General features: G+C 71.2%; 10 protein-coding genes and 1 tRNA gene. 8 read left to right on the plus strand and 3 right to left on the minus strand.

Features of this window, described 5'->3' with window-relative positions:
- Window positions 1–14: 14 nt before the first annotated feature.
- The 3 genes from ACGGZK_RS03625 to ACGGZK_RS03635 all read right to left on the minus strand — a co-directional run bounded on the left by ACGGZK_RS03625 (window position 15) and on the right by ACGGZK_RS03635 (window position 2257).
- Window positions 15–953 carry a lytic transglycosylase domain-containing protein gene (locus ACGGZK_RS03625; RefSeq protein ID WP_395244908.1) on the minus strand — a complete coding sequence of 313 codons (939 nt, stop codon included), beginning with the start codon at window positions 951–953 and terminating at the stop codon, window positions 15–17.
- Window positions 954–1150: 197 nt separating this feature from the next.
- Window positions 1151–2068 (minus strand): oxidoreductase, encoded by a 918-nt coding sequence (locus ACGGZK_RS03630; protein WP_395244909.1) that lies wholly within the window; start codon window positions 2066–2068, stop codon window positions 1151–1153.
- 102 nt (window positions 2069–2170) lie between these two features.
- Window positions 2171–2257, minus strand: a tRNA-Leu gene (locus tag ACGGZK_RS03635).
- Window positions 2258–2499: 242 nt separating this feature from the next.
- Between ACGGZK_RS03635 and ACGGZK_RS03640 the strand changes: the two genes are divergently transcribed.
- From ACGGZK_RS03640 to ACGGZK_RS03675, 8 genes are all read left to right on the plus strand, one after another.
- Entirely contained in the window at window positions 2500–3336 is an 837-nt protein-coding gene (locus tag ACGGZK_RS03640; protein ID WP_395244910.1) for an HAD family hydrolase, read from the plus strand.
- Window positions 3333–5846, plus strand: a complete 2514-nt coding sequence (locus ACGGZK_RS03645; protein ID WP_395244911.1) for a glycoside hydrolase family 65 protein — start codon at window positions 3333–3335, stop codon at window positions 5844–5846. The genes ACGGZK_RS03640 and ACGGZK_RS03645 overlap by 4 nt, the downstream gene beginning before the upstream one ends.
- 65 nt (window positions 5847–5911) lie before the next feature.
- The gene (locus ACGGZK_RS03650) at window positions 5912–6649 is read left to right on the plus strand and encodes an FhaA domain-containing protein (RefSeq protein WP_395244912.1); all 738 of its coding nucleotides are present in this window, start codon (window positions 5912–5914) and stop codon (window positions 6647–6649) included.
- Window positions 6646–7212 (plus strand): FHA domain-containing protein, encoded by a 567-nt coding sequence (locus ACGGZK_RS03655; RefSeq protein WP_395244913.1) that lies wholly within the window; start codon window positions 6646–6648, stop codon window positions 7210–7212. Before ACGGZK_RS03650 ends, ACGGZK_RS03655 begins: the two co-directional genes overlap by 4 nt.
- A gap of 3 nt (window positions 7213–7215) precedes the next feature.
- On the plus strand, window positions 7216–8448 hold the full coding sequence (locus ACGGZK_RS03660) for a Stp1/IreP family PP2C-type Ser/Thr phosphatase (RefSeq protein WP_395244914.1): 1233 nt from the start codon (window positions 7216–7218) through the stop codon (window positions 8446–8448).
- A complete protein-coding gene (locus ACGGZK_RS03665; protein ID WP_395244915.1) occupies window positions 8441–9865 on the plus strand; it encodes an FtsW/RodA/SpoVE family cell cycle protein in 1425 nt (474 codons plus the stop codon). The genes ACGGZK_RS03660 and ACGGZK_RS03665 overlap by 8 nt, the downstream gene beginning before the upstream one ends.
- Window positions 9862–11319 carry a peptidoglycan D,D-transpeptidase FtsI family protein gene (locus tag ACGGZK_RS03670; RefSeq protein ID WP_395244916.1) on the plus strand — a complete coding sequence of 486 codons (1458 nt, stop codon included), beginning with the start codon at window positions 9862–9864 and terminating at the stop codon, window positions 11317–11319. Before ACGGZK_RS03665 ends, ACGGZK_RS03670 begins: the two co-directional genes overlap by 4 nt.
- A complete protein-coding gene (locus tag ACGGZK_RS03675; protein WP_395244917.1) occupies window positions 11316–13001 on the plus strand; it encodes a protein kinase in 1686 nt (561 codons plus the stop codon). Before ACGGZK_RS03670 ends, ACGGZK_RS03675 begins: the two co-directional genes overlap by 4 nt.
- Window positions 13002–13026: the final 25 nt, after the last annotated feature.

Genomic DNA, 13026 nt, shown 5'->3' on the forward strand with positions numbered 1-13026 from the left:
GCGGCCGGCACCCGCTACCGGATCGCCGCCGCGAACCCGTGCGCGACCGACGCCACCTTGGCGACGTAGTCGTTGTCGTGGTTGTACGAGTAGATCGCCCGGCGCCAGCCGTCGGACGTCGTCATCGATCCCGCCGCGCAGAGGTAGCGGGCGGTCGTCAACGCGGCGTCGTCGATCTGGTGCGGGTCGGCGAAGCCGTCGCCGTCGGCGTCGGCCGCCCACCGCGCCCACGTCGAGGGGATGAACTGCATCGGACCGACCGCGCGGTCCCACACGGGGTCGCCGTCGAGCGCACCGCCGTCGGTGTCGGGGATCTTCGCGACGCCGTCGCCGTCGAGCGCGCGCCCGACGATCGGCGGCGTCGCGCGCCCCGCCGCGTCGAGCGTCGAATCACCGTGCCGCCCGTGGTCGGACTCGATGTCGCCGATCGCGGCGATCGTGGCCCAGTCGAGTCCGCACGTCGGGTCCTCGATCGCGATCGCGACGTGCGCCGCGGCGTAGGCCGACAGTGCACGCTCGGGGATGCCGGTGGCGGCGGCGATGCGAGTCATCCAGCCTTCGTCGACGGAGGTGACGCCCGGCTCATACGGCACCCCCTCCGTCGCGTCGAGGGGAACGGGCAGGGAAGCATCCCCGTCGACGGGTTCGCCGCTCGCCGCCTCGGTGTCCTCCGGCGTCGCGGTCCTCGGCGGCAGGCCGATGTGCGGTCCGTCGGCCGTGAGCGATTCGAACCCATCGGGTCGCACCGCCGTGCCGATGGCCGTCACCGCGACGACGGCGCCCACCGCCAGCGCGACGATGCCCGCGACGGCGCCGACCACCAGGCCGGTGAAGCCGGCGGCGCGCCGCACCGCGTGTCCATCGCGGGTCGCCGCTCGCGACCTTGCGCCTGCCGGGCGCGGGTCGACGTCCTCATCGAACTCGTCGTCCCACGCCATCGGTCCGTGCTCCATCCGGCATCGGTTGCGGATCCCCCCGAGGTCCTGGTCGTGCGCCCCGTGACACTGAAACCCGCCGCTCTAGGCTACGCGTGCGACGCGCGCTCCGCACCGGCGAGCGGCATACCCGATCGCGCAGCGCTCCGGATGCCTCGGAGCCGAGGTTGCGCCGTTCCAGCCTGGTTCCCCCGCGTGATCAGGGACCGCAGCCCTCAGAGCTCGATCGCGACGCCCGTCTCCCGCTCCGAGAACTCCCAGAGCTTCGCGATCGCCCGCTCCCGGCCGGGGCGCAGCAGCGGAAGCCGCACCGGGCGCCCGGTGTTGATCCATCGCGGTCCGTAGAACTCCCCGCCCTTCGCTGCGGGATCGGTCGCGGCGCGCACCTGCGGCATCGCGCCCTCGCTCGGCGCCATCCCGGTCGAGGCGGCCGCCCGCGCGAAGAAGGGCGCCATCCGCCCGCCGCCGCCTTCGCGGACCGTGCGCAGTTGCAGGTCGCTGTGCGAGAGGCCCGGGTGCGCGATGAGGCTCTGCGCCCGCACGCCCGCACGCGTGAACCGCTCGTGCAGTCCGAGCCCGAAGTGGTAGTTCGCGAGCTTCGCGTTGCCGTACACCCGCCACGCGTCGTAGCGGCCCTCCCGGTAGGGGTTGTCGAGGTCGATCGCCCGACCGAAGTGATGCGCCGTCGAGGTCACCGTCACGACGCGCGCGGCGTGGGCCGCGAGCAGCGACGGGAGCAGGAGCGCGGTGAAGGTCCAGTGCCCGAGGTGGTCGATGCCGAGCTGCGTCTCGAAGCCGTCCTCGGTGCGCCCCTCGGGCATCGCCATGACGCCGGCGTTGTTCACGAGGAGGTCGATCGTCCCGTGCCGCCCCACGATCTCGTCGGCGGATCGGCGGACGGAGGCCTGCGACCCGAGGTCGAGCGCGACGACCTCGAGCGCGGCATCCGGAGCCTCGGCGCGGATCTGCGCGACCGCGGCGGCCGCCTTGTCCTGGTCGCGCACCGCCATGACGACGACGGCGCCCTTGGCGGCGAACGCCTTCGCGGTCTCGAGTCCGAGTCCGCCGTTGGCCCCGGTGACGACGGCGACGCGGCCGTCGAGGTCGGGGATCGAATCGCGCGTGTAGGCCATGGCTCCTCCGGGTCGGGCCTCCAGCCTCGCGCAGGAGCTCCCGCCTGGGAAGCAGCGAGAACGACGAAGGCCCCGATCAATCGATCGGGGCCTTCGTCACCCTGGTGCGCAAGGGGGGAGTTGAACCCCCACGCCCTTTCGGGCACACGGACCTGAACCGTGCGCGTCTGCCTATTCCGCCACTTGCGCTCACCACCGGACGCACCGTGGTGCGATCCAGCCCAGCGAGCCTAACACCTCGGATCGGCAAACACCATTCGAGGCATCCGAACCCCCTCCCCACACTCAGGCAAAGCCTTTACCATCGAACGACGGGCGCCGAGAGCGCCTGCGCGGGCGGGCGCCCGCGGCATCAGACCCCAGCACCACGCGACCACCGCACCGACGCGACACGCACCACGCTCCACGCGACGAACAGAGAAGGATCGCCCGTGCCCCACTCCTCCATCGCCCCCACCGACGTCGACCTGTCCGCGATCCGCGGCTGGCTGTTCGACCTCGACGGCGTCCTCACGCCGACGGCGACGGTGCACATGCACGCCTGGTCCCGCCTGTTCCGCCCGTTCCTCGAGGCGCACGGCGCCGCGCCGTACCGCGACGAGGCCGACTACTTCGCGTACATCGACGGCAAGCCGCGCTACGACGGCGTGCGCTCGCTGCTCGCGAGCCGCGGCATCGAGCTGCCCGAGGGCGACGTGACGGATGCCCCGGACGCCGAGACGGTGCACGGCCTGGGCAACCGCAAGAACGCCGCCTTCAACGAGACCCTCGCCGAGGAGGGCGTCGCCGCCTACCCGGCGAGCGTCGCGTTCCTCGACGCGATCGAGGCGGCCGGATGCCTCGTGGCCGTCGTCTCGAGCTCGAAGAACGCGCCGGCCGTGCTCGAGGCGGCGGGACTGCTCGACCGCTTCGAGGTGATCGTCGACGGCGCCGTCGCGGCCCGCGACGGCATCCCCGGCAAGCCGGCGCCCGACACGTTCGAGCGCGCCGCCGTGCTGCTCGGCCTCGACTCCACGGCCTGCGCGGTCGTCGAGGACGCCGAGTCGGGCGTACGCGCCGGATCGACCGGCGACTTCGGCCTCGTCGTCGGCGTCGACCGCGGCGCCGGGCGTGACACCCTCTTCGACCTCGGCGCCGACGTCGTGGTCGACGAGCTCGACGAGCTCATCCCCGCCGTCGGACGCGCGAGCGGGGCATCCGCCGCCACCGGGGCATCCGAACCCACCGAGGCATCCGACCCCACCCGAACCCGAGAGGACCGCGCATGAGGTTCGCCGACACCGACCCGCTGAACCGCACCCGGTTCCCCGTCGACGAGTGGGCGCTCGTCGAGACCGACTTCGGCGACGACGACCAGGGGCGCACCGAGACCCTCTTCGCCGTCGGCAACGGGTACCTCGGGCTGCGCGGCAACGTCGAGGAGGGTCGCGACGGCCATCTCCACGGCACGTTCGTGAACGGGTTCCACGAGACGTGGCCGATCCGGCACGCCGAGGAGGCCTTCGGGTTCGCCAGGGTCGGCCAGACGATCGTCAACGCGCCCGACGCGAAGGTGATCCGGCTGTACGTCGACGACGAGCCGCTCGTCATCACTGAGGCGGAGCTGCTGTCGTACGAGCGTCGGCTCGACTTCCGCCTGGGGGCGCTCAGCCGCATCATCGTGTGGCGCACCCCCGCCGGCAAGCGCGTGCGCATCACGAGCCGCCGCATGACGAGCTTCGTCGACCGGCACCTCGCGCTCATCGACTACGAGGTCGAGCTGCTCGACGCCGACGCGGCGGTCACCATCTCGAGCCACATCCTGAACCGCCAGGACGGGCGCGACGAGTACCGTTCGGGCGTCGCCGAGGTGCAGTCGAGCATCTTCGACCCGCGCAAGGCCGAGATGTTCGCCGACCGCGTGCTGCAGCCCCGCGTGCGCCGCCACGAGGGCAGCCGCTACATGCTCGGCTACCAGACGACGAACTCGAGCATGGCCCTCGCCGTCGGCGCCGAGCACCGGATCGTCACCGACAACGCCTTCACCGAGTCCGGCACCATCGGCGACGACCTCGCGAAGCACATCTACAAGGTGCAGGCGCAGCGCGGCGTGCCGATCCGCATCACGAAGGCCGTCAGCTACCACACGGCCCGGTCGGTGCCGGCTCGCGAGCTCGTCGACCGCTGCGACCGCACGCTCGACCGGGCGGCCGAGCTCGGCGTCGAGCAGGTGTTCCTCGACCAGCGCACCTGGCTCGACGACTTCTGGGCGCGCTCCGACGTCGAGATCGCCGGCCAGCCGGTGCTGCAGCAGGCGGTGCGCTGGAACCTGTTCCAGCTCGCGCAGGCGAGCGCCCGCACCGACGGCGGCGGCATCGCCGCGAAGGGCGTGTCGGGGTCGGGCTACGGCGGTCACTACTTCTGGGACTCCGAGATCTACGTGATGCCGTTCCTCACTTATACGGCGCCGATCGTGGCTCGCAACGCGATGCGGTTCCGGCAGAAGATGCTCGACTCCGCGCGCGTGCGCGCGCTGGAGCTCAACCAGAAGGGCGCGCTGTTCCCCTGGCGCACCATCAACGGCCTCGAGTCGTCGGCGTACTACGCCGCCGGCACCGCGCAGTACCACATCGACGCCGACATCTCCTATGCGCTGATGCAGTACGTCAACGCGACCGGCGACGAGGACTTCCTCGGCCGCGGCGCGATCGACATCCTCGTCGAGACGGCGCGCATGTGGGAGGACCTGGGCTTCTGGCGCTCGAACGCCGACGACGTCTTCCACATCCACGGCGTGACCGGGCCCGACGAGTACACGACGGTCGTGAACGACAACCTGTACACGAATGTCATGGCTCGCGCGAACCTCGAGGCCGCGGCGCGGGCGGTCGACCACCTGCAGGTCAACGAGCCCGAGGAGTACCAGCGGCTCGTCGAGCGGGTCGGCGTGACGCCCGCCGAGGTCGCGAGCTGGCGCCGGGCGGGCGCGCACATGCACATCCCGTTCGACCCGCAGCTCGGCGTGCACCCCCAGGACTCCGCGTTCCTCGAGAAGGAGCTGTGGGACCTCGAGCACACGCCCGAGAACCTCCGGCCGCTGCTGCTGCACTACCACCCGCTGGTCATCTACCGGTTCCAGGTGCTGAAGCAGGCCGACGTCGTGCTCGCCCTGTTCCTGCAGGGCCACCGCTTCACCCTCGAGGAGAAGCGCGCCGACTTCGAGTACTACGACCCGCTGACCACGGGCGACTCGACGTTGTCGGCGGTCGTGCAGTCGATCATCGCCGCCGAGGTCGGCTACCACGAGCTCGCGATCCGATACTTCCGGGCGGCGCTGTTCGTCGACCTCGCCGACCTGCACCACAACACGGCCGACGGCGTGCACGTCGCGTCGACGGGTGGCGTCTGGGGCATGCTGGCGTTCGGATTCGGCGGGTTCCGCGACCAGGACGGCGCGTTCACGTTCGACCCGCGCCTGCCCGAGCGGTGGGAGCGGCTCACGTTCCGGCTGACGATCCGCGGCACGCGGCTGCGCGTCACGGTCGAGCAGGACGCGATCTCGTTCCTCGTCGAGGACGGCGACGGCGCCCACGTCAACGTGCGCGGCACGCCGGTCGACATCGCGGGTCCCGAGGAGGTCCGGGTGGACCTGACCGACCACGGCGCCCGCATCGTCGGCGCGCCGACGATGCGCGAGGTGACCGGCACCCGGCGCGCCGACGGCACCCTGCTGACGGCGTCGATCCCGACGCTCGCGCTCGACGTCGAAGACGAGGCGGCACCCCTCCGGGTCGACTGAAACGGGGATGTTCACAGCGGCTCGCGCTAGCATGGCGCGAGTCACGGATACCGATCGGGAGACCTGTGGGCCTACTGGACAACTTCGAGAAGGGTCTCGAGCGCGTCGTCAACGGCGCGTTCGCGAAGACCTTCCGCTCGGGGCTGCAGCCGGTCGAGATCGGCGCCGCCCTGAAGCGAGAGATCGACACGAAGGCGGCCGTCGTGTCGCGCGACCGCGTGCTGGTGCCGAACACGTTCACCGTGCGCATGGCTCCGGAGGACCACGAGCGGATGTCCCGCCTCGGGCCCGCACTCACCGACGAGCTCGTCGACCTGGTGCAGAAGCACGCCGCGAGCCAGCGCTTCCAGTTCGCCGGCGGCATCTCGCTCTCGCTGGTGCCCGACTCGTCGCTCGCGGTCGGCATCGTGCAGGTCGACTCGGCGAACGTGAAGGGCTCCGTCGCGTGGACGCCGGTGCTCGAGGTGGCGGGCCGACGGCATCCCATCATCAAGGGCCGCACCGTCATCGGTCGCGGCAGCGACGCCGACGTGACCATCGACGACACCGGTGCCAGCCGCCGGCACGCCGAGGTCCAGTGGGACGGCTCGCGCGCCCGCGTGCGCGACCTCGGCTCCACGAACGGCACCCAGTTGAACGGCGCTCGCGTGAGCGACGCCGTGCTCGAGCCCGATTCGGTGATCACGATCGGCCGCACCCGCATCGTGTTCCGCGTCCTCGCCCAGGCGGCGCCGGGCGCGCAGGCGCCCGCACCCGCCACGCAGCGCAGCGATCTCGGCGGGTTCTGGGGGCCCGAGCGATGACCGATCCGAGCCAGCTCACCCTCGTCGTCCTGCAGCTCGCCTTCCTGCTGCTGCTCTGGGCCTTCATCTTCGCCATCGTCTACGCGCTGCGCAGCGACCTCTTCGGCCAGCGGGTCCGCAAGCTGCCGGATGCCTCGGCCGCCGCCGCGGCGCCGGCCCCGGCGCCGTCCGCCTTCCCGAGCTCGCCGGTCGCGGCGTCGCCGACGAGCCCGGCGCGCGGCGTTCCCGTGGTGGCCCCGCCGACGGAGCCGAACGACGTCGCCCCGTCGGGCGCGCCGACACGGCTCGTGATCACGAACGGCGCGAAGGCCGGGGCCGAGTTCCCGCTCGGGCGCGACGAGATCACGATCGGCCGCTCGAGCGACTCGGCGATCATCATCCGCGACGACTACACGTCGACCCACCACGCCCGGCTCATGATCTGGAACGGGCAGTGGATGATCCAGGACCTCGACTCCACGAACGGCACGTTCCTCGCCGGCGCCCGGGTGACGGTCCCGACGCCGGTGCCGGTCGGGGCGACCGTCAAGGTCGGAGCGACGACGTTCGAGCTGCGGCGGTAGGCCATGGCGCACGTGAAGGCGAGCGCCGCGGTCTCGCACGTCGGCCGGGTCCGCGCTAACAACCAGGACTCCGGCTACGCCGGGCACCGGCTGTTCTTCGTGGCCGACGGCATGGGCGGGCACGCGGGCGGCGACGTCGCGAGCGCGATCGCCACCCACCGCATCGCGGAGGCCGACGTCGACTACGCGACGGGCCCCGAGACGGCGGCGGCGCTCGAGTCCGCACTGCTGGCCGCGAACCGGCGCATCACCGAGACGGTCGCCGACCACTCCGAGCTGACCGGCATGGGCACGACCGTGAGCGCCCTGTACCTCCACGACGACCGGGTCGTGATCGCGCACATCGGCGACTCCCGGGTGTACCTGCTCCGCTCGGGCGAGCTCAGCCAGATCACGATCGACCACACGTTCGTGCAGCGCCTCGTCGACGCGGGCCGCATCACCGCCGAGGAGGCGATGGTGCATCCGCGGCGCTCGGTGCTCATGCGCGTGCTCGGCGACGTCGAGTCGAAGCCCGACGTCGACACGATGGTGCTCGACACGCGTCCCGGCGACCGCTGGATGATGTGCTCCGACGGCCTGAGCGGCGTCGTGGCGTTCGACGAGATCCAGGAGATCCTCGCCGCCGACGCCGGCGCGAAGCAGGTCGCCGACCGGCTGGTGAAGGCCTCGCTCGACGGCGGCGCCCCCGACAACGTCACCGTCGTCGTGGTCGATGTGGGCGACCCGCCGGCACCCGATACTCCCCCGCAGATCGTCGGCTCCGCCGCCGCACCGCTGGCCTTCGGCCAGCCCGCCGAGCCCGCGCGCTCGCGCGGCATCTTCCTCACGCCGTTCCGCCCGCACCCGGTGCAGGAGACGCACTTCGAGCCCGACTCCGAGGACTTCTTCGACGAGATCATCGAGGAGGACGCCCGTCGTCGGCGGCGCCGCCGCTTCGTGTGGGGCTTCTGGATCGTGCTGCTCATCGCCGCGATCGTCACCGTCGTCGTGCTCGCGTACCAGTGGACGCAGACCCGGTACTACGTCGGCGACTCCGACGGCCGGGTCGCGATCTACCAGGGCGTGCAGCAGGACCTCGGGCCGATCTCGCTGAGCGAGGTGTACCTGGAGACGGAGATGGACGTCGCCGACCTCCGCACGTACGACCAGCAGCGCGTGGAGCAGACCATCAGCGCGGGCTCCCTCGAGGAGGCCATGCAGATCGTGGAACGGCTGGAGGAGTCGATTGACTGACCAGCGACGACCGTCGACGCCCCCGCGCGGCACCGCCGCCGTGGCATCCGACACGCCCCCGGCGGGCGTGCGGCGCATCCGCCTGCCGCAGAAGCTGCGCAACCTCGAGCTGTGGCTGCTGCTGCTGGCCTGCGCCATCAACGCGGGCTCGATCGTGCTCGTGCAGCTCGGCGCGCTGGGCCGCATCGACACGCAGCTCGTGCTGCTGGGCGTCGGCCTCTCGGTGCTCGTCATCGGCCTGCACGTGGCGATGCGCTTCGTCGCGCGCGACGCCGACCCGTTCCTGCTGCCCATCGCGACGGTGCTGAACGGCATCGGCATCGCGATGATCTACCGCATCGACATCGCCGAGCAGGATGCCGGGTGGGAGAGCGCCGCCGTCCGCCAGATCGCGTGGAGCGCCATCGCGATCATCTGCGCGATCGTCGCGATCCTCGTGATCCGCAACCATCGCGTGCTCTTCCGGTACACCTACCTCTCGGGCCTCGTCGCGATCGTGCTCCTCCTCCTGCCGCTGCTGCCCGGCATCGGCAGGGAGGTGAGCGGTGCCCGGGTGTGGATCGGCATCGGCGACTTCGCCACGTTCCAGCCCGGCGAGATCGCGAAGATCGCGCTGGCGGTGTTCTTCGCCGGCTACCTCGTGCGCAACCGCGACTCGTTGTCGATGGTCGGCCCGAAGATCCTCGGCATGCGGTTCCCCCGCGCCCGCGACCTCGGCCCGCTCATCGTGGTGTGGGCGCTGTCGATGTCGGTCATCGTGTTCCAGCGCGACCTCGGGACCGCGCTCCTCTACTTCGGGCTGTTCCTCGTGATGCTCTACGTCGCGACGAGCCGGCTCTCGTGGGTGGTGCTCGGCCTCACGTTGTTCGTCACGGGTGCGATCATCGCCGCGCAGACGCTCGACTACGTCGGCAACCGCTTCGCGAATTGGCTCGACCCGTTCAACCCCGACCGCTACGACGCCGAGGTGGGCGGCAGCTACCAGCTCGTGCAGGGGCTCTTCGGGCTCGCCAACGGCGGGCTCATCGGCACCGGCTGGGGCCAGGGACGGCCCGACCTGACGCCGGTGCCGCAGAGCGACTACATCATCGCGTCGCTGGGCGAGGAGCTCGGCCTCGCCGGCGTGTTCGCGATCCTGGCCCTGTACGTGCTGTTCGTCGCCCGCGGGTTCCGCATCGGCTTCGCCGGACAGGACGACTTCGGCAAGCTGCTGGGCGTGGGCCTGTCGTTCGTGATCGCCCTCCAGGTCTTCATCGTCGTGGGCGGCGTGATGCGGGTCATCCCGCTCACCGGCCTCACGACTCCGTTCCTCGCCGCGGGCGGCTCGTCGCTCGTCGCGAACTGGATCATCGTCGCCCTGCTGCTGCGGCTCAGCGACACGATCCGCAACCACCCGAGGCTGGTGATCGACGGATGAACCGCGAGATGAAGCGGGTGTCGATCCTCGCGCTGCTGATGTTCGTGGCGCTGTTCGTCGCATCGACGGTCGTGCAGTTCGTGCAGGCCGACAACCTCGCCGCCGACCCACGCAACGCGCGCACGCTGTACGCGAGCTACTCCGTCGAGCGCGGCCCGATCCTCGTCGCGGGCGAGCCGATCGCCTTCTCGCAGCCGTCGGACGACGACTACAAGTTCCAGCGGGTGTACGCGAACGGGCCGCTGTACGCCCCGGTGACCGGCTTCATCCCGGTGAACGGCGAGGCGACGGGACTCGAGCGCTCGCTCAACGACTACCTCAGCGGCCAGAGCTCGAGCCAGTTCTTCGACCAGGTGAACCGCCTGTTCTCCGGGCAGGACCCGATGGGGGCATCCGTCGAGGTCGCGATCGACCCGGTGGCGCAGCAGGCCGCCTGGGATGCGCTCGGCGACTACGCCGGCGCCGTCATCGTGACCGAGCCGGCCACCGGCCGCATCATCGCGATGGTGACGAAGCCCACCTACGACCCGAACTCGCTCGCCGTGCACGACGGCGAGCAGGTGCAGGCCACCTACCAGGCGCTGCTCGACGACCCGATGGACCCGCTCTTCAACCGCGCCACCGGCGGCGACATGAACCCTCCGGGGTCGACCTTCAAGCTGGTCGTCGTGGCCGCGGCGCTCGAGTCGGGGCGGTACACCCCCGAGAGCACCTTCCCGAACCCGGCGTCCCTCACGCTGCCCGGCACCGACGCGGTGGTCCGCAACTCCGGCGGCGGCACCTGCGGCGGCGGGGCGACCGTGACGCTCGCCGACGCGCTGCGCCTGTCGTGCAACATCCCGATGGCCGAGCTCGGCATGGAGCTCGGCGACCAGGCCATCCGCGAGCAGGCCGAGAAGTTCGGCTTCAACACCGCGTTCGAGACGCCGAACCTCGCGGAGCCGAGCACGTACCCGAAGGGCGCGCTCGACGACGCGCAGACCGCGCTGACCGCGTTCGGCCAGGGCGACGTGCGGGCGACGCCGCTCCAGATCGCGATGGTGTCGGCCGCGATCGCCAACGGCGGCATCGTGATGAACCCCAACCTCGTGGACCAGATCACGGCCCCGGATTTCAGCCCCCTGCAGCAGTTCGAGCCCTCGCAGTTCGGGCGCGCCATCAGTGAGGAAACGGCCAAGACCATGGTCCAGATGATGGTGAACGGCGTCGAAAACGGCGCTGCCAGTAATGCAAGAATAGACGGCGTCAGCGTGGCCGGTAAGACGGGTACGGCGGAGAACGGCGAGGAAGATCCCTACACCCTCTGGTTCACCGGTTTTGCCCCCGCCGACGATCCCCAGTATGCGATCACGGTACTCGTGGAGGACGGCGGGGGGCTGGGTCAGGAGGGGTACGGCAATCTGATTGCCGCACCGGTGGCGAAACAGGTACTAGAGGCGGTGCTGAGCAAATGAGACCGAGCGCAGGGCTCACCTTCGGTGGGCGCTACGAACTGCAGTCGCGTATCGCCATCGGCGGTATGGGCGAGGTGTGGCAGGCCACCGACCTCGTGATCGGGCGTCAGGTCGCGATCAAGATCCTGAAGGACGAGTACCTGGGCGACCCGGGCTTCCTCGAGCGCTTCCGCGCCGAGGCCCGTCACGCCGCACTCGTGAACCACGAGGGCATCGCGAACGTCTTCGACTACGGCGAGGAGGAGGGCAGCGCCTACCTCGTGATGGAGCTCGTGCCCGGCGAGGCGCTCTCGACCATCCTCGAGCGGGAGCACGTGCTCTCAACCGACAAGGTGCTCGACATCGTGGCCCAGACGGCCGCCGCCCTGCAGGCCGCCCACGCGGCCGGCCTCGTGCACCGCGACATCAAGCCCGGCAACCTGCTCATCACGCCCGACGGGCGCGTGAAGATCACCGACTTCGGCATCGCGCGCATCGCCGACCAGGTCCCGCTGACGGCGACCGGCCAGGTCATGGGCACGGTCCAGTACCTCTCGCCCGAGCAGGCCTCCGGCCACCCGGCGTCGCCGACGACCGACATCTACTCGCTCGGCATCGTCGCGTACGAGTGCCTCGCCGGCCGTCGCCCCTTCACGGGCGAGTCGCAGGTCGCGATCGCGATGGCGCAGATCAACGAGACGCCGCCGGAGCTGCCGGTGACCGTGTCGGAGCCGGTGCGCAACCTCGTCTACGCGTGCATCGCGAAGAATCCGGCCGACCGGCCCCAGACCGCCGCGCACCTCGCGCGTGCCGCCACGGCGCTCCGCCGGGGCGACGTGCAGGGCGCGGCCGCCGCGGTTCCCGCGGTCCTCGGTGCCGCCGGCGCGACCGCCGCGACCATGCTCATGCCGCAGCAGGGTGCGACCGCCGCGACGACGGTCCTGCCCGCCGGTGCGCCGATCGACCAGCCGGGCGAGGAGGGCACCGAGGAGCCGAAGAAGCGCAGCCCGTGGACCTGGCCGCTCATCGTGCTGATCGTGATCCTCGCGATCGTGCTGATCGGCACGATCATCGCCCTCGCGATGAACGGCGGCGGCGGAGCCAAGCCCGACCCGAGCACGCCGTCGAAGGCCCCGAGCACCCCGGCGTCGGTAACGCCGTCGACGCCGTCGACGCCGCCGTCGACTGCGCCGAGCAACGTGCAGATCGACCGCGATTCGTACCTCGGCATGAACGTCGACGAGGCCGCCGCCGCGATCGAGGCCCTCGGCCTGCCCACCAGCCGCCAGTCGGGCGGCAAGGCGACCGACCCGGGCCAGACGAACACGGTCATCGACGTGAACCCGTCGGGCCCCGTGCCCCCGGGCACGACGATCGTGCTGACCTACCTCGAGGCCCCCGAGAGCCCGAGCGCGCCGAGCGCGGGGCCGACGGTGAGCACCGACGAGGTCGCGTCGAAGGGTACCGTCCAGGTCAGCTGGGACGTGCAGACCTGCCCGTCGGGCCAGACCCTCACCGGCTACCACGTCCTCGCCACCGGCGGGGCCACGCCCGCCGACTCGAGCTACCCGGCCAGCACGCGCAACCTCACGCTCACCGCGCCGGCCGGCCCGGCGACGTTCGACGTGACGTTCAGCTTCTTCTGCGGCCAGCTCGAATCGCCGAGCTCGCCGGCGACGACCGTCACCGTCAAGGCGCCGTAACCCACGTATACTCGGCCTCCACCCG

The organism is Agromyces sp. MMS24-K17 (assembly GCF_043950245.1).
In the GTDB taxonomy this organism is placed as follows: Bacteria; Actinomycetota; Actinomycetes; order Actinomycetales; family Microbacteriaceae; genus Agromyces.